Annotated in this window: 19 protein-coding genes; 7 read left to right on the plus strand and 12 right to left on the minus strand. The window is 43.2% G+C overall.

Annotated features, from left to right (window positions below):
* Positions 1-238: 238 nt before the first annotated feature.
* Genes ACE4RR_RS20730 through ACE4RR_RS20745 form a run of 4 tightly spaced genes read right to left on the minus strand, consistent with a single transcriptional unit; the run spans position 239 to position 5,188 of the window.
* Complete coding sequence (locus ACE4RR_RS20730) at positions 239-1,498, minus strand: glucuronate isomerase (RefSeq protein WP_375537342.1); 1,260 nt, start codon at positions 1,496-1,498, stop codon at positions 239-241.
* On the minus strand, positions 1,482-3,026 hold the full coding sequence (locus ACE4RR_RS20735) for a tagaturonate reductase (protein WP_375537343.1): 1,545 nt from the start codon (positions 3,024-3,026) through the stop codon (positions 1,482-1,484). The genes ACE4RR_RS20730 and ACE4RR_RS20735 overlap by 17 nt, the downstream gene beginning before the upstream one ends.
* A 12-nt stretch (positions 3,027-3,038) precedes the next feature.
* Positions 3,039-4,535, minus strand: coding sequence for a UxaA family hydrolase (locus tag ACE4RR_RS20740; RefSeq protein WP_375537344.1), 1,497 nt, complete (start codon positions 4,533-4,535; stop codon positions 3,039-3,041).
* Positions 4,532-5,188, minus strand: coding sequence for an SGNH/GDSL hydrolase family protein (locus ACE4RR_RS20745; RefSeq protein ID WP_375537345.1), 657 nt, complete (start codon positions 5,186-5,188; stop codon positions 4,532-4,534). The genes ACE4RR_RS20740 and ACE4RR_RS20745 overlap by 4 nt, the downstream gene beginning before the upstream one ends.
* Positions 5,189-5,382: 194 nt before the next feature.
* On the opposite strand from ACE4RR_RS20745, the gene ACE4RR_RS20750 reads away from it, so the two are divergent.
* Positions 5,383-6,255: an AraC family transcriptional regulator gene (locus ACE4RR_RS20750; protein ID WP_375537346.1), complete on the plus strand. Its 873-nt coding sequence runs from the start codon at positions 5,383-5,385 to the stop codon at positions 6,253-6,255.
* 116 nt (positions 6,256-6,371) lie between these two features.
* Here ACE4RR_RS20750 and ACE4RR_RS20755 read toward each other — a convergent pair whose 3' ends face one another.
* Positions 6,372-7,382 carry a zinc-binding alcohol dehydrogenase family protein gene (locus tag ACE4RR_RS20755; RefSeq protein ID WP_375537347.1) on the minus strand — a complete coding sequence of 337 codons (1,011 nt, stop codon included), beginning with the start codon at positions 7,380-7,382 and terminating at the stop codon, positions 6,372-6,374.
* 214 nt (positions 7,383-7,596) lie between these two features.
* Between ACE4RR_RS20755 and ACE4RR_RS20760 the strand changes: the two genes are divergently transcribed.
* Positions 7,597-8,463: an aldo/keto reductase gene (locus ACE4RR_RS20760; protein ID WP_375537348.1), complete on the plus strand. Its 867-nt coding sequence runs from the start codon at positions 7,597-7,599 to the stop codon at positions 8,461-8,463.
* A gap of 191 nt (positions 8,464-8,654) precedes the next feature.
* Here the strand turns inward: ACE4RR_RS20760 and ACE4RR_RS20765 are convergent, their stop codons facing one another.
* On the minus strand, positions 8,655-9,791 hold the full coding sequence (locus tag ACE4RR_RS20765) for an IscS subfamily cysteine desulfurase (RefSeq protein WP_375537349.1): 1,137 nt from the start codon (positions 9,789-9,791) through the stop codon (positions 8,655-8,657).
* A gap of 107 nt (positions 9,792-9,898) precedes the next feature.
* Here ACE4RR_RS20765 and nadB point away from each other — a divergent pair, with 107 nt between their 5' ends.
* From nadB to tenA, 4 genes are all read left to right on the plus strand, one after another.
* Positions 9,899-11,485 (plus strand): L-aspartate oxidase, encoded by a 1,587-nt coding sequence (nadB, locus tag ACE4RR_RS20770; protein ID WP_375537350.1) that lies wholly within the window; start codon positions 9,899-9,901, stop codon positions 11,483-11,485.
* Positions 11,466-12,296: a carboxylating nicotinate-nucleotide diphosphorylase gene (nadC, locus tag ACE4RR_RS20775; RefSeq protein ID WP_375537351.1), complete on the plus strand. Its 831-nt coding sequence runs from the start codon at positions 11,466-11,468 to the stop codon at positions 12,294-12,296. Before nadB ends, nadC begins: the two co-directional genes overlap by 20 nt.
* Positions 12,297-12,314: 18 nt before the next feature.
* On the plus strand, positions 12,315-13,418 hold the full coding sequence (nadA, locus tag ACE4RR_RS20780; RefSeq protein ID WP_375537352.1) for a quinolinate synthase NadA: 1,104 nt from the start codon (positions 12,315-12,317) through the stop codon (positions 13,416-13,418).
* Between the two features lie 366 nt (positions 13,419-13,784).
* Positions 13,785-14,456, plus strand: coding sequence for a thiaminase II (gene tenA, locus ACE4RR_RS20785; protein WP_375537353.1), 672 nt, complete (start codon positions 13,785-13,787; stop codon positions 14,454-14,456).
* Between the two features lie 10 nt (positions 14,457-14,466).
* On the opposite strand, the gene ACE4RR_RS20790 is transcribed toward tenA, so the two are convergent.
* The 6 genes from ACE4RR_RS20790 to ACE4RR_RS20815 all read right to left on the minus strand — a co-directional run bounded on the left by ACE4RR_RS20790 (position 14,467) and on the right by ACE4RR_RS20815 (position 21,021).
* Positions 14,467-15,249, minus strand: a complete 783-nt coding sequence (locus tag ACE4RR_RS20790; protein WP_375537354.1) for an SDR family oxidoreductase — start codon at positions 15,247-15,249, stop codon at positions 14,467-14,469.
* A gap of 166 nt (positions 15,250-15,415) precedes the next feature.
* Complete coding sequence (locus ACE4RR_RS20795) at positions 15,416-16,921, minus strand: tripartite tricarboxylate transporter permease (RefSeq protein WP_375537355.1); 1,506 nt, start codon at positions 16,919-16,921, stop codon at positions 15,416-15,418.
* A gap of 16 nt (positions 16,922-16,937) precedes the next feature.
* Positions 16,938-17,396 carry a tripartite tricarboxylate transporter TctB family protein gene (locus ACE4RR_RS20800; RefSeq protein ID WP_375537356.1) on the minus strand — a complete coding sequence of 153 codons (459 nt, stop codon included), beginning with the start codon at positions 17,394-17,396 and terminating at the stop codon, positions 16,938-16,940.
* A gap of 71 nt (positions 17,397-17,467) precedes the next feature.
* Entirely contained in the window at positions 17,468-18,505 is a 1,038-nt protein-coding gene (locus tag ACE4RR_RS20805) for a tripartite tricarboxylate transporter substrate binding protein (protein ID WP_375537357.1), read from the minus strand.
* Positions 18,506-18,724: 219 nt separating this feature from the next.
* The gene (locus ACE4RR_RS20810; RefSeq protein ID WP_375537358.1) at positions 18,725-19,423 is read right to left on the minus strand and encodes a response regulator; all 699 of its coding nucleotides are present in this window, start codon (positions 19,421-19,423) and stop codon (positions 18,725-18,727) included.
* A complete protein-coding gene (locus tag ACE4RR_RS20815) occupies positions 19,420-21,021 on the minus strand; it encodes an ATP-binding protein (RefSeq protein ID WP_375537359.1) in 1,602 nt (533 codons plus the stop codon). The genes ACE4RR_RS20810 and ACE4RR_RS20815 overlap by 4 nt, the downstream gene beginning before the upstream one ends.
* A 374-nt stretch (positions 21,022-21,395) precedes the next feature.
* On the opposite strand from ACE4RR_RS20815, the gene ACE4RR_RS20820 reads away from it, so the two are divergent.
* The gene (locus ACE4RR_RS20820) at positions 21,396-22,358 is read left to right on the plus strand and encodes a bile acid:sodium symporter family protein (RefSeq protein ID WP_375537360.1); all 963 of its coding nucleotides are present in this window, start codon (positions 21,396-21,398) and stop codon (positions 22,356-22,358) included.
* The last annotated feature ends 272 nt before the right edge of the window (positions 22,359-22,630 follow it).

A 22,630-nucleotide genomic window follows, 5' to 3' on the forward strand; every position in this document is an offset into this window, starting at 1 on the left:
ACCCTTTTATTCCAATAGAGGAATAAAAGGGTCCTTTTTTGAACTTCCGTTTTTGTTGGAGATAAAATGCAGGTTTTTCAGCAGCCTCGAAGAGCAGCGGCTGAAGATCCGCCGGGCGCGGGTTTCGTCCGGTTAGCTGAAGCGCTGCCCACGGAAAGCGAAGGACTTGTCCACTGCTTTTTTTACCATGCAAAAAGGGGCGAGTATCATTTATGATACAGCCCCCACAATATGGAGTTTACAGCTTCGTGAAATCTTTTTCGATAAAACGCCAGAAGTTTTGGTGAAGCAGGTCTTTGACGTCTTTTTCAATAGCTTCTTTCTCGATTTTCCAACCGGTTTCAGCAATATCAGCATATTTGTCCGTGAGCACATCGGTCAGCATGAGGCGGGTGTGCTTCCATTTGTAAATAACCTGTTCTAAGACACGGGCATCGGAGTGCTGAGGAATAAAGCTGGTGTTAAGCATTTCCATGCGCATTCTCGTGATTTCATTGGTGATGACAGGGTTGTTCATAAACCACCAGCAGCCAAACACCATTAAATTACGGAATTTGCGGGCAAGAACTGCGAGTTCATGCTGGTTTTCTCGAGAGAGCATCGTGACAAGAAACTTGTTCTGCGGAAACTCAGAAAGTAGGTTTTGGACGGCACTGATGTCTGCTTTGCCGACAAAATCTCCGGCATCCCCAAGTGCAGGATTGACCTGTTTTTTTACTCCGATCATCATCGCAAACGCAATGTTATGCTTTCTGCCAAGCGGAAGAATGCAGTCTCTGATAATACGGCCACGGTCGCTGTCTTCCGGAAACGCAAAGGTTGGAGGAAGGGAAACAGCCATATATAATGGATTCATTTTCCCGATCCAGTCTTCTAAAAAGCGCTGAGTTTCTTTTATCGATTGGTCATTCCATTCATCAGAGAGGTCATATCCCCACTCGCGCAGCTTAAGTTTTGTGTTCCCATAGTCATTCAGTAGAGGGTCAAGCCGGAGGACCGCGTGAAAGGGTGCTTCCGCCTTTTTACCGCTTTCCCATACTGCTCGTTCTTTTTCATCAAACGGATCGTTTGTCATCACGACATTACTGATATTGGCGCGTTCAAGCACGTCTTTAATTTGCTCTGAGGTCGACCGCTTAGCTAATTCCTCCCGGTAAGACTTCAGATCTTTGGTCCCGGGGTCAAATCCTAATTCCTTTAATGCGTTCAAAACACCACGGCCGGCTTCACTAACCGGGGTGCGGTCAAGAAATAAATGCTGCCAGATGTGTTCAGCCTGCTCCTGCTTGGTCAGCTTCCAAAAATCCTCCGGAGCGATATCGGACCAGCGCATCACCTCAGCAACAAGATAATGGTACGTTAATAATTCATCAATATCCCAGAGCAGAAGATCTCCGAAGTTGGCTGAATATAAGTGGGTGTGGACGTCAGTAATTGGCTGGTTTTGTACTGCTTCTGATACAGCTTGTCTTATTTCTTCTCTACTTTGCAGGCTCATTGTTGGTCCTCCTTGTGTTTTCTTTCAATAATTGCAGGGCTTCCTCTACATCATTCTCTATAAGTGCTTGTAAATAAGCGGCGGTCTCACTCGTTTTCTTCTTTAAAAAGCCAGCCTTGTTCTCCCATAATTCTTCACGTGATAGAAGGTTTTCTGTAAAGGTGATGATGCTTATGCTGCCTTCTTTGTATTCCTTCCACTGACCGGCAATATAGGTAAGGGACTCCTCTGTTTCCCGCAATGGAATTTTTCGCCCAAATGCTCTTCCTTCCGCTTTATCCCCTGAAATTTCTGCAGGTTGGTAATAAGCAAGCAATCCGGCAAGTGCTGCGGCAAAATAATGAGAAGCTGAATTATCATCCCCCTCTATCCGCTCCCACAGCGGCAGGACTCTACTTTTAAACTTCTGCATGCCGTTCTGGCCAAGGTCTGTGAGAAAATGGCGCTGGAAAGGGTTTTCGAAGCGCTCTAACACTGCTGAAGAGAAATTATCTTTTTCTTCCTCCGGAAAGGCAAGCAGAGGCTTAATAGCCTCATCCATCACATCATCCAAAAAGCTTCGCATTGATTGGTTTTTCATAGTTTCATATACTGTATCGATACCATTCAAGTAGGAAAGAGCAAAGATCATAGTATGCGGTGCGTTCAGCAGGCGGATTTTTAATTCTGCAAAATCAGAGACAGAGGCGAAACGGACGTTCAGGCCGGCCTGATCGAGCGGCAAAATGTCTTTCACTCTGCTGCTGCCTTCAATAACAAAAAGATGGAAGGGCTCAGCCACCGTCAAAAGCTTATCTTTGTATCCGAGCCTTTCTTCAAATTCTTCTGCGTTATCTGGATAGCCTGTGACAATTCTATCGACGAGCGTCTGGCAGAATTCATTGCTTTCAAGTATCCACGTTTCAAATGCCTCTCCAAGCTTCCAATCGTTTATTTTACGCAGGACCAGTTCCTTTAAAACGTCTCCATTACGTTCAACAAGCTCACATGGAAGCAGGGTCCAACCCTTATCAGGGTCCCCATCATAGGCTAAAAAACGCTCATATAGAAGCTGAGTCAGCTTTCCTGGAAAAGACAATGCTGCTTTTTCCCGGCTCCAGTCTTCTGGTTGATAAGTGAGTCCGGCTTCCGTTGTGTTCGACATCATGATTTGTACATCTGGCTGACAGGCAGCCTGAACAAGCTCGTTCCATTCTTCATAAGGATTAATTCCTCTTGAAATAGCGGTGATAAGATCAGCCCTGTCAACGCTGGTGCCTTGTTCTGTTCCCCGCAGCACCACAGTGTAAGCGCCGTTCTGTGCTTTGACATCCGGCATTTTCCGGCCGTGCGGTGTAGGCTGAACAGCAATAACACGCCCGTTAAATATTCCCTGGCGGTTCATCTGCTCAACCATCCAGTCATTAAAGCCCCGGATAAAATTACCTTCGCCGATCTGAAGTATTTTTTCCGGGAGTTCAGCAGCCGGCTCAGATTGATGCTTTAATTCTTCGTTGGATAGAATGAGAGAATGTGATAATTGTTTCATAACAACCTCCTTTTACAGAATAACTCCATCTTTAAAAATAGCAATCTCTTTAAAGTTGTAATCTTCGTTCCGGGTTTTCTTTGTTCCTGAGGCCCATTCGATAATGGAATCAAGCAGGGAATCCGTCAATTCCTCGAGCGGAGTGCCTTCTACGAACGGACCGGCGTTAAAGTCAATCCAGCGTTTTTTCTTTTCTGCGAGCTTTGTGTTGGTAGAAATTTTCACTGTCGGGACTGGACCTCCAAAAGGAGTTCCTCTTCCGGTTGTAAATAGAACCATATGAGCACCTGCTGCTGACAGGTTTGTTACGGATACCATATCGTTTCCAGGACCCTGCAAAAGGTTTAACCCTTTCTTTTTCACTCGTTGTGCATAGTCAAGGACATCGACAACTGGTGCGCTCCCGCCTTTTTGCACACACCCTAATGATTTTTCTTCAAGAGTGGTGATCCCTCCGTCTTTATTACCCGGAGACGGATTTTCATATACCGGCTGGTCATAGCCGAGAAAATACTCTTTAAAATCGTTGACGAGTTTAACTGTATTGTGAAACACACTTTCGTTTTCTGCCCGTTCCATCAGTAATTTTTCTGCTCCGAACATTTCAGGTACTTCAGTTAAAATCGTGGTCCCACCGTGGGAGATGAGCCGGTTAGAGAAAGACCCAACTAGCGGGTTCGCTGTAATACCTGAAAAGCCGTCGGAACCGCCGCATTTCAAACCAATTTTCAGCTCAGACAACGGTATCGGTTCGCGCTTGAACTTGTTTGCGAACTCCACCAGTTCATTTATACGATTTAACCCTTCTTCAATTTCATCCTCTACATCCTGAGCGCCAAGATATAAAACCTTTCCATTTGCTTTTTCGCCAAGTACTTCATTGAAAGAAGAAATGGTATTATTTTCACAGCCGAGTCCCATCACGAGTACTCCGGCAGCGTTCGGATGATGGACGAGACTTGATAATACCTGCTGGGTGTTGGTAAGGTCATCACCCAGCTGAGAACAGCCGAATGGATGAGGAAAATGAAATACGCCGTCCACTTCATCATTTTCAGAAAGCTCTTTGTTCGCCATCGAAGCAAGCAGTTCTGCGGATTTATTAATACATCCTACTGTGTTAATTATCCAGATTTCATTACGGATACCGACTTCTCCGTTCGGACGTTTATAGCCTTGAAAGGTCAGGCTTTCCTTTGCTGATTCTATTTGACTTACTTTTGGAACGTAAGTGTAGTCGAGCGTTCCGCTTAAATTCGTCTTTACGTTGTGGGAGTGAAGCCAGCTTCCCTTTTGAACAGGCTCCGTCGCTCTTCCGATAGGGTTGCCGTATTTTACAATGTTCTCCTGGTCTGCAATATCACGAAGTGCTGCTTTGTGACCGGCTGGAATATTCTCCGTTAAAGTGACAGAGAGATCACCAACCGTGATTTCTTCTCCTTTTGTACCATCCTTAATAAGAACGGCAACATTATCATTTTCATGAATTCTTATAGATGACTTTATCATGATGAAGATCCTCCTTCTTTTAGTACTGAACATTTGTCCATTGTATTAAGCCAGGTGGTGGCCATCAGCATATCTCCTTTGGAATTCATGTGGACACCGTCTGTAGTCAGTGCGATCTGGTTATTTGCTTTTAAATAGGTGAGAAAGGCTTGATGTTCCGGGATTAGAACTGCACTGTAACGCTCTGCAAGCTTTTGCGATGCTTCTACGTATGGACGCAGCAGGCGGTTGCCCTCTGAATCTGCGTTTTCCTCTATTAACGTAGGTTCCATAATGATGAGCCTGGCTGATGTTAGTTGATGCACCTGTTTTAATATTTCATCATAAACTTGTTCAAACATATCGGGGAAGACCTGCTCAATTTCGGGTCTGTCCAGCTGTCTCCAGACATCGTTGATTCCGATCGAGACGGACACCCAGTCCGGGTTTTCGTCGATTACATCTTTTTCCCATCGTTCTGCTAAATCGGTGATACGGCTGCCGCCTATTCCTTTATTTAAGATGTTCAAGTTCAAATCTGGGTGCTTTATCAGCAGCAGATCATGGATTAGACGAACATATCCTGCTCCAATACTTTCTGGATCTTCAAATCTTCCTTCCTCCGTTATGCTGTCCCCAATGAATACAATCTTGTCATTTGCTCTCCATTCCAATGGAACCCCTCCCAGTAAAATAGCCGCCGCATAATATTTATCAAGTAATGCTTTCCATAATAAACGGATCCAGGACTCATTGTAATCGCATACATATCTCTGTATTTTATGATAACATGTTGATAAAGATATAAATATAGCTCCAAATGACTTATATGTACCTTATTTTGATGTGAAAAAAGGGAGGTGAAATCGTGAAGGCAATCAGAAAGCGTATTGAATCATCAGCGGTTTATCCTTTTTACATTGTCTACAGAGATACTAAACACCCAAAGCATGAACTTCCGAACCATCTCCATGACTGGTATGAAATCATTTATGTACATAAAGGGAACGGGGTGTTTTTTATTGATCAGGCTTTTTTTGAGGTGACAGAAGGAGACTTAGTTACGATACCAAGCAACACGATTCATCGCGCAATCATCGATCATAACGATCTCATCACATCGACAGCTGTTTTTTTTAATCCAGCCTTTATTCAACACGGGAAGTTTGGAGAAGCTTATTCTTTCCTGGCGTTATTTGATAAGGCAAAGGCGTCAAAAAATTATCAATTTCATGTGGACTCCCAGGACAGGGAGGAAGTGGAGCATTATTTAGAAAAGCTCGTAAATGAAGACCGCAGCAGCAGAGCTGATAAGAAGCAGGCAGTCCTTCTTTGGCTCCACACCTTTTTACTGCATATCAACCGCCATTGTCTACAGGATACTCAATCAAAAACGGTCTCTCAAGTGGGACCGTCCTGGTTTATTGAAAGTCTGTCCTATATAGAAAATCATTTGGATAAATCATTTACACTGGAGCATCTTGCAAAAAAAGCAAATGTCTCCTCCGCCCATTTCAGCCGTTCGTTCAAACAGCTGTCAGGAATGAACGTGAGCGAGTACATCACAGTAAAGCGAATGCATCTCGCATGTGATCTGCTAAGCTGGGAAGGAGAAACAGTACAGTCAGTTGCCGAAAGGTGCGGTTTTCGAAGCATGCCTCATTTTTATCGGACATTTAAGAAATTCACTTCTTTTTCTCCCAATGAATATCGAAAAAAAATAAAAGAGGAGCTTCACTAATGTAAGCCGGCAGTTGATGCTCATACTATACAGAATATAAAACGAGCAGCGGCGTGGAAAAGGGCCGGTGCTCGTTAAGTGTAGGTGCGCAATGTTTACTTTCATTTCGGATAAAATTAAACAGTGACCATTGCTTTAATGACATTTTCTGCAGGATCGTACCAGCTTTCATAGTCATCAATTAATTGAGCAAAGCTGGTTTTGTGAGTGATATAAGGCTCTAGTACCAGATCTTTGGAAGCAATAGCCTGCTTCACCCTTCTGAAATCCTCTTTACGGGCATTCCTGCTTCCCATTAAAGTTAATTCTTTTTTATGAAAGTCTGGATCGAAAAAAGTAATATTTTCTTTTACCAGGCCTACGTAAATTAGTTTTCCGCCATGGGATACATAATCGAATGCATTCATCATGGATTGTTTATTACCGGTTGCATCAAATACAATTTCTGGGAGCTCTCCATGGTTCACTTCTTTGATATTTTCCATGGTGTTATTCGAGATAGCAACGGTTTCGTCCGCTCCGCCCCAGGTTTTACAGAACCTCAGTCTTTCTTCATTAATGTCTAATGCAATTACTTTGTTTCCGTTCTGCTTTGCGAACGCGATGACCCCGAGACCTATCGGCCCTCCCCCTATAACGAGGACGCTCTGATCTTCTTCCAGCTGTCCGCGCTCTACAGCGTGTGCTCCGATACTCAATGGTTCCAGCAGAGCAGCCTCTTCTAACGAAATATCATTGGTTTTAATGATATTACCTGCGGGTACGGAGATTATTTCTGACATCCCCCCGTCCCGGTGCACGCCAATAACTTCAAGCTGTTCGCAGCAATTGGTTTTCCCTTTCCGGCAGGCAGGGCATTTCCCGCAGGCGACATATGGGATAATAGAAACGCGGTCTCCTTTGCGAAGATCGTTGTCATTATTGGGGTCGAGCACTACTCCGGAAAGCTCATGCCCAAGCACACGGGGATATTGAAAAAACGGCTGATTTCCTTTATACGCATGTAAATCAGTACCGCAGATTCCAATGCGCTTGATTTCAACGAGTACTTCCCCCGATTGAGCTGCCGGCTTGTCTGTTTCTATCATTTCAAATTGATTTGGTTTCTGGCAGACGATTGTTTTCATACCGTGCTCCTCCTGTTCAATGTGAATTTCTCCTATCCTACCATGTATAAAAAGGGATACCTATTGTTTTAGATGACCAATATATATCTTTTTTTGATGTGATATTTTTTTACTCAAAAGATTTCTTGAAGCAAATCCAAACTAATAGAAAATGTATTTGTAAAATTGAAAACGGGAAAGGGAAAAGTAAAAAAACAGAAAGGAGCAGTTATTCATGAGTAAAGGTAAAAAAATGCGCCATATTACACTTCCAGACGGTACGACTATACCTGCGGTCGGCCAGGGAACATGGCATATGGGTGAAAATCCTGCAGACAAGAACAAGGAAATTTATGCCCTTCAGCTTGGAGTCGAACGTGGCATGAAGGTAATTGATACGGCAGAAATGTATGGAGACGGCGAATCAGAGAAAGTAGTGGGAAAAGCAATTGCCGGGAGCCGTGACGATTTATTTTTAGTATCAAAGGTTTATCCTCACAATGCCGGGAAAGACAACATATTCACCGCCTGTGAGAATAGTTTAAGGAGGCTGGGCACTGACTGTATAGACCTTTATCTTCTGCATTGGGGGGGCGGTGTTCCTTTAAGTGAAACAGTAGAAGGAATGGAGCAGTTGATAAAGGAGGGCAGAATCTCGCGGTGGGGTGTTTCTAATTTTGATACTAAGGATATGGTGGAGCTGTGGAGGACGCCCGGCGGAGATAATTGTGCTGTTAATCAGGTGCTGTATCACCTTGGTTCAAGGGGGATTGATGTGGACCTTGTCCCCTGGCACGCAGCACACAACGTACCAATGATGGCCTATTGTCCACTTGCGCAGGGTGGAAGGCTGAGAAAGCAGCTGATGACTGACCCCGCCATTGAAAAGATCGCAGCACAACATAATGCTTCTTCCATGCAGATTGCCCTGGCGTGGACAATTAGAAACAATAACGTTCTTGCTATCCCAAAAGCAGTACAGGAAAAGCATGTATTAGAAAATGCGGAGGCGGCCTCCATTGAGTTAAGTGAGCAGGAAATTAATATGCTTGATAAAGCTTTTCCTAAACCTTCGGCAAAACCGCCATTGGATATTATTTAATAATCTCGGGAAAAGGCAGCCAAATTCTCTGTCATACAGGAAAATAGCGTACCTCTCATGTCCGCAAACTAGAGTGATATTTGATCAAATAACGGAACTCCTGTCCGCATGCGCCATTCGATAGAAATCACCGGTAGATATAAATAAATAGACTTTCTTTCAACTTCAGTACATTTTCAGTAGTTTCTCAGTTAAACGGAAGGAGTTCTGCTTGTTTTTACGATGGAGTTCAGCACTTCAGCGGTTTTTTCCAAATGCTGATAAGATGTGTCTTTGCCGAAGCTTATACGGAAAAGGCCGTGAGCCTCCTCCGGAGAATGCCCCATCGCCAGTAAGCTTTTAGGCGGGCTTGAAGAGTATGATTTACAGGCACTACCAGAGGAAACCGCTATTCCGTTCCGGCTGCATTCAAGCATTATCCACTGGCCCTCATGCCCTTTCGCCCGAAGGCCAAGGTGATGCGGGAGGCGATTTATTTGATCTCCTAAAAGAGAGAATATTTCTTTATCCAGCTGTTCGAGCAGCCATCGTCTCATTTTCTGATACTTGTCAGTATTTTCTATAAGCTGTTCGTGGATACTTTTAGATGCCGTTGTGAAGGAAGCGATTCCAGGAATATCTAAGGTGCCGGCGCTGAAACCATTTTGATGGACGGCTCCAGGGGTAACAGCGGCCCAAGTTGATTGTGGGGAAATATAGCAAAATCCAGTATTTTTAGGGCCGTATAGTTTATGCGCAGAAACTGATACAGAGCTTAACCCGTATTTTTGAATATCTAAAGGTATCTTCCCAAAGCTCTGCACTGCATCACTGTGAAATATGATGTTCTTTTCCTTTACAATACGGCCGATCTCTTCCAATGGCTGAATAACACCTGTTTCACTGCTTGCGTGGCAAATGGTAACAAGTATCGTCCGGCTTGAAATTAATCTTTTCAAAGATTCAAGACAAACCTGCCCGTTCTTCTTTAATCCTACCTCTTTTACAGTAAATCCTTCTGCTTTTAATTTTTCAAGAGATTGATAGACAGAAGGATGCTCGAGCGGGGAGGTGATAATTTGATCTCCCTTCCTTTTATATCCATGGGCTAGTCCATAGAGAGCGCGGAAGTTGCTGTCTGAGCCGCCGCTGGTAAAATAGATGCCGTCCGCTTCCCCATTTATGAGATCCGCAAGCTCTTGTTTACAGTATTCATAAAGCTGCTTTGCTTCATGTCCAGGATCGTGAAGACTTTGTTCATTGCCATAGTATCGTTGGGCTGTCTGCAAATAAGTAGTCAGCGCTTCCTCACTCATGGGAGTTGTAGCACAATAGTCTAGATAGAGCATGAACTTTCCCTCTTCTCCAAAGGTTTATAAAAAAGAATGGTTGCTCCTAGTGTAGTTTTATGTAAATATAAGTGTCAAGACACATGTTATTACAATATGGAGGCAGGATGGATAGAATTATATCGAAAACAGATGCTGTAATCGTTGGAAGCGGCCTTGCAGGCCTGATGGCTGCATTACAGCTATCAAAAAAAATGAACGTCATTGTCGTTACGAAAACCTCTCTCGGGGCAGGTAATTCGGAGAAAGCCCAGGGGGGGATTGCAGCTGCGGTCAGTAAGGGAGATAATTTTTTTCTTCACATGAAGGATACATTGAATGCCGGTTCCAAATTTAATAACCAACACAGTGTAAAAGCTCTGCTTGAGCAGTCTCCGCTGGTCATGAACGAGCTTATCCGTTTAAATGTGCCATTTGATAAAGCGGAGAACGGAGAATTTCACCGTACAAGAGAAGGAGCACATAGTCTCCGGCGAATTTTCCATGCCGGTGGTGACGCAACCGGCTCCAATATTATGAAACATTTAAAAGAAGCAGTAAAGCATCAGGTCAAAATCAAAGAACATCTCCTGATTCATGATGTCATATTGCAGGGAAGCAAAAGTATCGGCGTAGTTGGAAAGGATAAAGAAGGAAAAGTTCATGAAATATATGCTCCGTTAACTATTTTAGCTGCAGGGGGATGCGGAGAACTTTATTCAGTAACGTCCAATTCTAAAGAATCAACTGGTGACGGAGTGGCGATTGCTTTTCGGGCCGGTGCCAGAATTATTGATATGGAATTTATCCAGTTTCACCCGACAATGCTGCTGACAACAGGGGAAACTCCATGTCTCGTGTCAGAAGCAGTGCGAGGGGAAGGAGGGATTCTTGTTAATCAAGAGCATGAACCGATAATGGAGGGTATTCACCCTCAAAAAGACCTCGCCCCACGCTCAGTAGTTGCGAAAGCCGTCCACGATGAATGGCAGAAGGGAAATAAAGTATTTTTGTCTATCAACCGTATTCCACACTTTACTAAACGATTTCCTACAATCGCTGCGGCATGTAAAAAAAATAGCATAAATCCTGCAGAGGGGATGCTGCCAGTCAGGCCGGGCGCGCACTTTATGATGGGAGGTGTGGCGGTAAATGAATACGGCGAGACCACGATACCTGGTCTTTTTGCCATTGGCGAGACAGCCTGTACCGGAATGCATGGTGCCAATCGCCTGGCAAGTAACTCACTTCTTGAGGGGGCGGCCATGGCTCTTCTGCTTGCCGATAAACTCTCCAGGCCTTCTTTCAATGCATCTGAAAACCAGGCAGAAAGACTTGACGATATTGAAGTTGAAGTCAATTTACCCTCACGGATAGAAATTCAACAAATGATGGATCAATACTGCGGCATTATTAAAAATAAAGAGGAGCTCACAAAATTAAAAGATTGGCTTGCAGATTATTTTGACGTTATTCGTGCCCCAGCTTCTCACTCCTTTTCTGCAGAAGGGACGATCATTATAAATATGCTTACTGCAGCCTGGATGATTACGAATGCATGTCTGCTGCGTACCGAGTCCAGGGGCGCACATTTACGTGAGGATTTTCACAAAGAAGATGATAGTTGGTCATCACGTGAAATTGTCTGGCAAGGCAGACAAATGAAACCAATAGTGAAAGAGAAGGAGTATTCGTATGAATCGATTACTGGTTAGGAAGAAATTGACGGGTTTTTTCAACGAGGATATCGGAACAGGAGATGTGACCACAGATTCAATTTTTTCGGACAGTGAAAGGACAATGGGAGCGATTATCGCCAAATCTGAAGGATTCTTCAGCGGAAGTGCTGTATTTTTAGAAGGAATGAATATTCTTGATCCATCCGCACGAGTTACTTTTTATATTCAGGAAGGAGAAAAAATAGAACCGGGCCAGACGATAGCTCACGTAGAAGGTAACACGAGAGCTGTATTAAGCGGAGAAAGAGTGCTGTTAAATCTGCTTCAGCGAATGAGCGGTATAACAACGATGACAAGGAAAATGGTTGAAAAGCTGAATGACTCATCTATTCGAATTTGTGATACAAGAAAGACTACACCGGGACTTCGAATCTTTGAAAAATACGCAGTACGATGCGGCGGCGGTCTAAACCACCGGATAGGCTTATACGATGCCGTTATGATTAAGGATAATCATATCGCTGCAGCCGGAAGTATCCCTGCGGCAGTGGATGTTTTAAAGCAGCAGGCCGGACATATGGTCAAAATAGAAGTAGAAACAACGAATGCCGAAGAAGTGAACCAGGCAGTGCGCTCAGGGGCAGACATTGTGATGTTTGACAATTGTCCACCAGAAAAAGTCAGAGAGCTAAGCACATATGTGCCGGCCCATATTTACACCGAAGTATCAGGGAATATTACGATAGCAAATGTTGCTGATTATAAAGGAAGCGGAGTTAATTTCCTGTCGGTCGGAGCTCTTACTCATTCCATAACGTCCTGTGATTTAAGTTTCTTAATATCTTAATGGAAAGGAAGCTGCATGATGAATATATTAGATCATTTTCAGCTCAATACAATACCGGAATCTCTCCGGAGCATGTCCAAAGCAGACATGGAGAATCGAGTTCGTGAAATAAAGGAAGTGCTTGGCACCCGGCTGTTTATGCCCGGTCATTACTATCAAAAAGATGAAGTAATTCAGTTTGCGGATGCAACCGGGGACTCTCTTCAGCTTGCTCGGGAAGCGGCGAAAAATAAAAAAGCAGACTATATCGTTTTCTGCGGAGTGCATTTTATGGCTGAAACAGCCGATATTTTGTCAGAGGACAACCAGACAGTACTTCTGCCTGATCTGCGTGCTGGATGTTCTATGGCTGATATGGCAGATATAAATCAGGTGGAGCTGGCCTGGACAGAGTTGCAGAAAAAATTTGGTGATACGATTCTTCCTCTCACATATGTAAACAGCACCGCAGCCATAAAAGCCTTCTGTGGAAAACATGACGGAGCAGCAGTTACGTCTTCCAACGCGGAGGCGATGCTGGAATGGGCTTTTGAAAAAAAAGAAAGAATCTTATTTTTGCCTGATCAGCATTTAGGACGTAATACAGCCTATGATATGGGGGTAAAGCTTGAAGAAATGGCTGTGTGGGACCCGATCAATCATCGTTTTGAGACAGAGGGAGATTTAGAAAAGGTGCGGGTCATTCTTTGGAAGGGTCATTGTTCCGTACATGAGAAATTTACGATCGATAACGTACGAGAAATTCGTAAACAGCAGCCAGATGCTCGCATTATAGTTCATCCCGAATGTTCATTAGAGGTAGTGCAGGCAGCAGATGAAGCAGGATCGACTAATAAAATAGTAAATACAATCCGCAATTCAGCGCCAGGCTCAAAATGGGCCGTCGGAACAGAGATGAACCTTGTGAACCGCATTGCCGCAGAAGAGACAGACAAAACTGTCTTTTCCTTAAATCAAAATATGTGTCCCTGCCTTACTATGAACCGAATTGATCTTCCCAACCTCCTCTGGTCCCTGGAGAGTATTATGGAGCAGAAGCCTCAGCATGTCATTTCAGTTGATGCTCATACACAACGGGATGCTCTTACTGCGTTGAATAACATGTTAAACCGTGGCCATTAATTTTGGATCAAACGATATTTGTGTTACGTTGTTGTATGTATGAATTTCATGAATTATCTTCACAACAAAAAATGCAGATCTAAACAGTTTCATATTCAGAATAGTGCATATGAGCTTTTCAAATGAATAATTAATAGTAAAAATTAATAGTGACCACTAGGAGTGCTTCAAGACTGACGAGGCATTTGAGTGGTTTTTTATTAAGTTTTGAAAGGCGCTGCCTCCTTCCGGGTCCGGACTTCACTGCCGCTGTAAGGAACAAATAGCGGAATCAGTGTCCGGAGAAATTGCCGAGGCAGGCACTGCTCAAAGGAACCCTGTAAATCAAACGAGGCTAAGTACACAATACTTAGGAGGATGGTCATTTTGGCTTTTAGTTCAAGACTTCTTGAAAAAGTAAAACCAATCTGGAGAAAAAATCATAATCACCCCTTCGTCCAGGAAATGGGCAGCGGCTCATTGGATAAGGAGAAATTTCGATTTTTTATGATTCAGGATTACTTGTACTTGATTGAATATGCAAAGCTATTTGCTATAGGTACAGTAAAGGCTTCGGATGTAAAAACGATGGGGGAATTCGCAAGGCTTCTTGATAGTACCCTCAACACGGAGATGGAGCTGCATCGTGAGTATGCCAAAAAATTCGAAATTACAGAGGAAGAACTTGAAAAAGCGGAGCCGGCTCCGACGACTCTCGCTTATACTCACTATATGCTGCATGTAGGCAATAACGGCGGGCTGGCAGAGCTTGTGGCCAGCCTGCTGCCGTGCATGTGGAGCTATGCAGAAATTGGAAAAGAATTAAATGAAATTCCCGGCGCTGCAAGTCATGAGTTTTATGGAGATTGGATTGAAATGTATGCCAGTCAAGAATTTCAGAGCCTTACAAATTGGACAATTTCAATGCTTGATGATCTTGCAGAAGAAAAGCCGGAGCATGAATTAGTTCACCTCGAAGAGATCTTTCTAAATACAACCCGGTTTGAGTATATGTTTTGGGATATGGCTTATAAACAGGCGATGTGGCCACTTCAGTAAGGCGGAAGAATCACATCAAGGACTGCGAGCCATCAATAAACATTTCGATGCCGGAAATATGAGAAGAATTATCTGAGGCCAGGAAAAGAAAGAGATCTGCAACATTTTCAGGCTCTCCGGACCTGGTTAACAGGGTATCCTTAGACGTATCCATAGTTGTTTTTAGGGGTAGTTCAACCTTTTTCAATTCATCTTTCTCCTCAAACGTACGCTCGCCGATATTCGTGTTAACAGCTCCAGGACAGATAACGTTGACACGAATATTGTAGCCAGCGAGTTCAATCGCGGCCATTTTACCAAATGCCAACTGGCCTGCCTTGGAAGCACTGTAGGCAGTCATACCTATGTTAGAAAAAATGCGGGTTCCGTTTACAGAACTCGTAATTACGATGCTTCCACCTTTATCTTTCATGAAGGGAATGGCATATTTGACCGTGAGAAATGTACCGCGCAGGTTCACAGCCAGTGTGCTGTCCCAATCCTCAGGTTGCAAATCCTCTATCGATGTCACTTTGCCGTTCATACCCGCATTAGCAAAAATAGCATCTATGGTATTACAGCTTTGACTTATCTCTTCAAAAGTCTGTTTCATGTGCTCGGCTTCAGAAACATCCGTTTCGAACACAACGGCTTCCTTATCCATATTTCTAATTTTCTCAGCAGTCTGCTCAGCGGCTTGTTTGTCGATAAGAATTACCTTAGCTCCAGCCTCTGCACATTTAATTGCTGCTGCTTCGCCCATCCCCGAACCAGCACCGGTCACGATTATATTCTTTCCGGTCAAATCAATCATAATCTACCAATCCTCTCTTTTACCTGAAGACTATATATTTTTTCTTTCTATTCCCTATTTTTACTAAAGAAAACAGGATTTAATCATTAGAGAGGTGCTTATATATGGTCGCTGATAAACAAATAAAATAAGGAGGCGACGCATAAATTACGCGTGCCTCCTTTGTCTACTGTGCATTTCCTGCTGCTTCTTTTCTCTTCGCACGGTACGATTGAAAGATAGGAATAACAAAAGATAACAATGCCACTATTAAGAGTGACAGCGAAATTGGTTTTGTAAAGAATACAGTAAGGTCATTGTTGTTGATCGTCATTGCCTGCCTAAAGGATTCTTCCATCATTCCACCGAGAATAAAGGCGAGAATAAACGGAGCGGCAGGAAACGAGGTTAACCTCATTAAATAGCCGATTACCCCAAATATGAGCAGCAAATATAGATCAAACGTATTAAAGCTGATGGTATAAACTCCAATCATGCTGAACATGATGACGAGCGATATCAGCATCGGACGTGGAATGGCAAGTATTTTAGCGATATAAGGAATTAACGGGAGATTTAAAATCAGAAGAAATAAATTCCCGATATACATACTAATAATGACACCCCAGAAAAGCTGAGGCTGTTCTTCCATTAAGAGCGGCCCGGGCTGAATATCCATCACGAGCAGGGCGCCGAGAAGCACTGCAGTTGTACCTGAGCCGGGAATACCAAGACTGAGCAGTGGAACGAACGCTCCGCTTGTGGCGGCATTATTGGCTGTTTCCGGAGAGGCCACCCCTTTAACAGCACCCTTTCCAAATTCTTCAGGTTTTTTTGCTATTTTCTTTTCGGTAATATACCCGATGAACGAGGCGATTGTAGCCCCGGCTCCAGGCAGCACTCCAAGGATAAAACCTAGAAAGGACTGGCGGCTCATCGGCCCGCTCATATCCTTTAAATCTTTTTTCGTCAGTTTCAGGCTGCCAATCGCTTTTTGATCCTGTGTCGATTGCTTACGGTTAATAATCAAATTACAAACCTCTGCCAGGGCAAACAACCCGAGTGCAACGACAAGAAAATCAATTCCTTCAAGCAGATTAGAGTTTCCAAATGTAAAACGAGTAGTTCCCGTTTGTGTATCCATTCCAACGGTTACGGCAATGATACCGAGCACGGCGGAAATAAGTGCTTTAATAGTGGATCCGTCTGATAAACTAGCGATGGCAGTTAACCCCAGCACCATCAGTGCAAAGTACTCTGGAGGACCGAACACAATCGCCACGCTCGATAATACAGGAGCAAATAGCATCAGCAAAATAACACTGACCGTACCACCTGTAAAAGAGGCGATAGCTGCAATGGCAAGCGCTTTCCCTGCTTCCCCGCGCTGAGCCATTGGATATCCATCAAACGACGTCGCAACTGTACCAGAAATGCCGGGAGCGTTCAGAAGAATAGAGGAGGTAGATCCTCCAAAAACGGCCCCGTAATATACCCCTGCCATTAACACGAGCGCAATGGTCGGATCCATAGAGTATGTCAGCGGAATCATAATAGCTATCGCACTTATCGGACCGAGGCCCGGCATCATTCCTATAAAGGTTCCGGCGAGAACTCCAAGAAAAACAAACATAATTCCCTGAAAGCTAAGCGCGACCTGAAGCCCGCTCAATATACCTTCTATATTTCCCACGTTCAGCTCCTCCTTTCTATAGCGGTAAAATGCCTGATGGAAGACTCAACTCAAGCAGAACCGTAAAAATAACGTATAAAACAAATGGAAATAAAATTGCAACAATTCCGTTTACAAGATGTTTTTTATAGCCGAGAAACATCGTGGAAAAAAAGGTAAATAGTGTAGTTACAATAATAAAACCAAGTTTTTCAAGAAAGAAAATATATATTACGATCATCAAGAATACACCGGCTAATTTTAGTAAGTCAGCTGCTGGAATCTGCCTTTTTTGTTTTTCTTCATTCGTTTCCTTATCCGGAGTAAAAAATAGAATCACACTCAATAATATGAGTAAAAACCCCACTGCTTTCGGCATGGATGAAGCATCTATTAGTGCATTCATAAAGCTTGGAAGCTGAAAAGAAAGATATAAATAATACACAGCGATTGCAATAAGGACAAGACTTACTTTACGATGAATTGGTTTAAGCATGTTTTTCACCCCTTGAACCAGCCTTTATCTAAAAAACAGCGGCGGGGCGATGCCCCGCCATCTACCAGTTATTAATTTCCCTGCAGATTCAAATCATCAAGCAGCTCCTGCATCGATTCTTTTTCTTCATCAAGAAATTCAGCGTATTCTTCACTGCCCATGAATTGTTCATTCCACGCGTATTTTTCACGTGTTTCTTCCCAATAATCAGATTCGTTTAACTCTTTAAATTTCTCTTCATAATAGGCAATTTCCGAATCGGACATGTTAGGCGGTCCAAAGAAGCCTCTCCAGTTTACAAATGTCTCTTCAATACCCTGCTCTGTAGCAGTTGGGAAGTCCTCAACGACATCGCCTTCCATACGTTCTTCCGCAGTAACACCCAGCACTTTAATCTTTCCTGCGCGAACTTGTTCAATTGTCTCTGTAACACCGGAAGAATATACATCAGCGTTTCCGTTCAATAGGTTTGTCATGGTGCTTCCGTCCTGTGCAGATACATACTTAATGGATGATGGATCTACGCCTGCAGCTTTTGCAATTTTTACAAATTGAACGTGGTCCATACTGCCAGGAGAAGATTCGCCGACTACCGTAATATCCTCAGGGCTGTCTTTCATATCATCGAAAAGATCATTTAAATCTTCCCATGGTGCATCTTCTCTTACAGCAAACGCCCCAAAATCAGAAATCATATTGGCAATTGGTGTAAAATCCTCATGTCCATATTCAGATTGACCGTTTAAAGGAATCAATAAGAGAGGAGGGGAAGCTACAAACAAATGATGCGGATTGCCTTCCTTCCCTGCAATATAAGACCAGCCTGCAGCACCGCCGCCGCCTTCTTTATTCACAACTCCGACGCCCTGATCGATAATTTCTTCTGTTTCAAAGCCCTCTGCTGCCATGCGGGCTGTCGTGTCCCAGCCTCCGCCAGCGCCAGAAGGGGCTACAAATTCAAGTGAATTTTCAGGTTCAAATTCCTCTTCTTCTCCGTCTCCGTTGTCACCGCCGTCATCGCCCGCGGTTGACGAGTCATCTTCACTTCCACATGCGGCTAAAAATATACTAGTAAAAAGTGCTAGAGTCAGCAGCCAAAAATGTTTCATTAAAATACCCCCTTAAATGATTAACTTCAGTATAGGAAAAAAACGCTTACATGTAACCGTTTTCAATATAACCCGTATATTGTGTATTAATTTTCATTTTATTCATTTTGTTTACGGATTTACATTTCGGGACTGCGCGGCATAAAAAACGGAGTCAGGAAGTCATTCACCTGATTCCGTAATCTTAAGGATAAAGTTTTTGAGACATCACTTGCCAAGCTAATTCTTTATAAAATATCTTCTCTCTGGACGGCCGACGATTCCATAGATTGGCTTGGCCTCTGCTTTATTTTCTGAAATTAAATATTCTAAATACCTGCGTGCAGTGGTCCGGGAGGCGCCAAGATTTCGTCCCATTTCATCGGCAGTAATACCTTCTTCTGATTGTCGTAAAAATTCACTGACCTGGTGCAATGTCAAGCTGTCAATCCCTTTTGGAAGGTCCATGATATTTTCTTTCTTTCTTTCGACGGTGGAAGAGACATCCTTCGACATTGATTTCAAACGATCAATCGATTCTTGATCCAGCGTTGTGGCTGCATCCAGCTCCTTTTTAAACATTTGATACTCATTTAATGTCGACTCGAGCCGTTCGAGCGATACCGGCTTTACAATATAGTCAAACACTCCGTAATGAAGTGATTTCTGGACATGTTTAAAATCTGTAGAAGCAGATATTATAATGACATCCACGTCTGGAAATTTCTCCCGCAGAGAAGCGAGCAGATCTGTTCCGGATACATCGGGCATATATACATCAAGCAGCAGCAAATCAATTTCCTGCTGTTCGAGCATTTGAATTGTGTCGCTTCCAGTAAGTACTTTTGCCTTGCAGGTGAATCCGTCAATCCTTTCAATCAGTTCTTCGTGAATCGCAGCAATTCTGAAATCATCTTCAGCAATACCAATTCGTATCATGAAATCTTCCCTCCTTTATCACTTGGTTGGGCTTTTGGGAGATAAATGGTAAAGACAGCTCCTCCGTCCGGGTGGCTGTCAAATTCGAGCATACCGCCTAAATCATTTACCGTGTCCTGGATTATTGCCATGCCATATCCTCTCTTATTATTGCTTTCTTTTGTCGAGAACCCTCTTTCAAGAAGAGTAGACAAATCAGCAGGCAGCCCGGGACCATTGTCACTAACCTCGAAAATAATATCGTCGCCAATATCTGTAACGTAAAATATGACCTGTGGATCAGCATGTTGACTGGCGGCATCCAGCGCATTATCAATAACGTTTCCAAGAATAGAAATAAGCTGAGCCTGTCCGATTCTCGGGGGCAGCGCCTCGAGTTCACTCGTTTCCTCCACTTCAAAAGAAACCTTCATTTCGGAAGCCTTGCCGGACTTCCCGGCTAGAATAGCCTGAACGTTCGTATCCTTTATCCTTGAAAATATAACAAATGATTGTTTTTCCTGCAGGCGGATTTCTTCTTCAATCAACGCCACAGCTTCTTCCCATTTTTCTAAATGAAGATAACCCGATAATGCATAAAGCTTGTTAGAATACTCGTGATTCTGCGAGCGCAGTTCATCAGAATAACGCTTAATATCTGAAATAGAGTTTGCCATTTCCATCATTTCCGTTTTATCACGGAAGGAGGCCACTGCCCCTACAATTTCATCATTTTCTATAATTGGCTGGCGATTTACAATATACATCTGTCCCTGCATCGGAAGCTCTCTGTTAAATTCCGGAATGCCGCTCTTTAAAATTCGTTCGAGCGCAGAGTTTGGAAGTACATCCGTAATAAATTTATTTTTTACGGACTTATTAAGTCCAAGCATTTCTCTTGCGGAATTGTTTATAATTGTGATTTTTCCAGCTTTATCTATCGCAATAATACCTTCGCGGATGGCCTTTAGAATAGCTTGTCTTTCTCTGTACAGAGAAGCAATCTGATATGGTTCAAGTCCGTACATATCTTTTCTAATACTTTTCGATAAAAGAACAGCTCCTATAACTCCAATGATGATAGCGCTTGCAGCAAGTGCTCCTAAGATAAGCATACGCTGGAGCACGGTCGCCCGAAGATCCTCTGCTAAAAACCCAACAGAAACCACTCCTATAATATTACCTTCTTCATCACGTACAGGGGCCTTTCCCCGCAGAGAAGCGCCTAATGTACCCTCTGCTTCTGAAATATATGATTCTCCGTCTATAAGTGCACGATCGTTATCCCCGCCGACCATTTTCTCACCAATTTTCCATTCATCCGGGTGAGCGTAGCGTCTGCCATTTTTATCGCCAATCACGACGAATTCGGCCCCCGATTGCTGTCTGATACGTTCGGCATATGGCTGTAATTCATCTGAAGGGTTATCGAGCTGGTAAGCGTCCCGGACTACACTGGAGCCAGCTATATACGTGGCTGTGCTCAGTGCTTTATCGCCAAGTTGTTCTTCAATATCTTTTGACTCTAAGACAGCAAAGAATCCTGAGAGTAATATTGTAATAAAGGTAACTAACGAAATGATGAGTATCATTATTTTCGTCTGTATTGTACTGCGCATTCCGTCCCTCCTTTCGGATCATAGAATGACGTCAATTATATTAAAGATAAAAGTGTTTCGATAATACGTCAAGGCGGGGTGCACCAGTGTTTTCAGGGAATAGCAGGATAAATTTATTCCGCATTCCAAGTGCTGGAAATGAAATGTGTACATCTATTGAACATGTGCGGGCTTGATAAAATATTTGTCGAAAAAAGCTTGTCGTTTCTTGCGGAGTAGGTTAAGATAATTCTTAATTACATAAATTACGGCAGGCTCCGGACGAATAAACGTCCGGGGTTTGTTGTGTCTATTAGGAATGCCCCAATAAAAGACCACTAGCCAAGGAAGTGATATGATAGCAATATAAACCAGCTAAGAGAGGAAACTTTCCATTGCAATTGCTGAGTCAGCTGCTTTCAAGATTTTTACCTTTATGGATTATAGTATGTACTATTACTGCATACTTTTTTCCAGGTATATTTGCTGTACTGGGGGGCAGTACAAGCTTTCTGCTGGGATTTGTCATTTTTCTAACGGGACTTTCCATGTCTCTTGAGCATATTAAGCTTTTAAAATCCTCCATACATATAATTATTTTCGGTTTAAGCTTAAAGTGGATCTTCACGGTTGGTTTTTCTATCGTCCTGGCGTATTTTCTGTTTTCATCAGAACCTCAGCTTGCGGCAGGTATTATTTTGTCAGCCAGCGTTCCGACTGGAACTGCAGCTACGATGTACACTTTTTTAGCAGGAGGAAACACACCTCTTATTATCATCATGTCTATTATTGAAGTTTTTATAAGCCCAGTTCTGACTCCAGCCATTATGCAGACCTTTACAATTGGCAATGTCGAGGTTTCCTTTGCAGACCTTGGCTGGAATATGCTTTTAATTGTTATTTTTCCGGTACTCTGCGGTATTCTTGTGCAAAAATTATCTCCCTTCCTTGTGACAGTCATACAGCCTTATACAAGACTTTCTTCATCCACAGCTTTGCTGCTGATTGTCCTCACTGTCGTTTCGGAAACAAGTGGAGAAATACAAACAGGAGAACCGTGGTTTTATTTATTATGCGGAGCCGTATTTTTACAGGTATTTGTCCCAATGGCAGCCGGTTACAGGCTTACATTATGGTGTGGATTTTCTAGAGAAAATGCGAAAGCAATCTTATTCGAGGCCGGTCTTTGTAATTCAGCCCTGGCGGCGATCCTGGCACTTGAATTTATCGGAGAAGCAGCCGCCATCCCCGCTATGATTAATATGGTCTTTAATTTGTCGCTAGGTGCTCTGTTTGCAAATGTATTCTCCCGCTCATTATCAATAGAAAGTAAAAAAGACTTCACTGAAAGGGTATGAACCTCTCAGCGAAGTCTTTTTTATGATGATAATGGACTGTCTGTCAACTGGTGTTCTGGACGTACTGTCAGGGAGAGTGCCGCTGGGCGGACAGGAGATCCGTTATTCTATTAAAATAAGCCTGTTTCAATGGTTGGCGGACATAGTGCTGTTAGTATGATTGGTAGACACCTCTATAACGGAATGGCATCATCATACCAAGGAGGGGTTCACATGGGTGAACAACGGCAACGTTATAGTGAAAAATTCAAAAAAGAAACGGTTCGATTTGT

The sequence above is a fragment of the Alteribacillus sp. HJP-4 genome, assembly GCF_042139015.1.
Lineage (GTDB): Bacteria > Bacillota > Bacilli > Bacillales > Marinococcaceae > JBHIKY01.

Excerpts from the sequence above, each read along its gene's own strand:
- ACE4RR_RS20755 (WP_375537347.1), bottom strand. The coding sequence starts at position 7,382 with ATGAAAACAATCGTCTGCCAGAAACCAAATCAATTTGAAATGATAGAA.
- nadC (WP_375537351.1), top strand. The coding sequence starts at position 11,466 with ATGAATCGATTACTGGTTAGGAAGAAATTGACGGGTTTTTTCAACGAG.
- ACE4RR_RS20805 (WP_375537357.1), bottom strand. The coding sequence starts at position 18,505 with ATGAAACATTTTTGGCTGCTGACTCTAGCACTTTTTACTAGTATATTT.
- ACE4RR_RS20735 (WP_375537343.1), bottom strand. The coding sequence starts at position 3,026 with ATGAAACAATTATCACATTCTCTCATTCTATCCAACGAAGAATTAAAG.
- ACE4RR_RS20790 (WP_375537354.1), bottom strand. The coding sequence starts at position 15,249 with ATGATTGATTTGACCGGAAAGAATATAATCGTGACCGGTGCTGGTTCG.
- nadB (WP_375537350.1), top strand. The coding sequence starts at position 9,899 with ATGGATAGAATTATATCGAAAACAGATGCTGTAATCGTTGGAAGCGGC.
- ACE4RR_RS20810 (WP_375537358.1), bottom strand. The coding sequence starts at position 19,423 with ATGATACGAATTGGTATTGCTGAAGATGATTTCAGAATTGCTGCGATT.
- ACE4RR_RS20815 (WP_375537359.1), bottom strand. The coding sequence starts at position 21,021 with ATGCGCAGTACAATACAGACGAAAATAATGATACTCATCATTTCGTTA.
- ACE4RR_RS20730 (WP_375537342.1), bottom strand. The coding sequence starts at position 1,498 with ATGAGCCTGCAAAGTAGAGAAGAAATAAGACAAGCTGTATCAGAAGCA.
- nadA (WP_375537352.1), top strand. The coding sequence starts at position 12,315 with ATGAATATATTAGATCATTTTCAGCTCAATACAATACCGGAATCTCTC.
- ACE4RR_RS20765 (WP_375537349.1), bottom strand. The coding sequence starts at position 9,791 with ATGCTCTATCTAGACTATTGTGCTACAACTCCCATGAGTGAGGAAGCG.
- ACE4RR_RS20760 (WP_375537348.1), top strand. The coding sequence starts at position 7,597 with ATGAGTAAAGGTAAAAAAATGCGCCATATTACACTTCCAGACGGTACG.
- ACE4RR_RS20740 (WP_375537344.1), bottom strand. The coding sequence starts at position 4,535 with ATGATAAAGTCATCTATAAGAATTCATGAAAATGATAATGTTGCCGTT.
- ACE4RR_RS20800 (WP_375537356.1), bottom strand. The coding sequence starts at position 17,396 with ATGCTTAAACCAATTCATCGTAAAGTAAGTCTTGTCCTTATTGCAATC.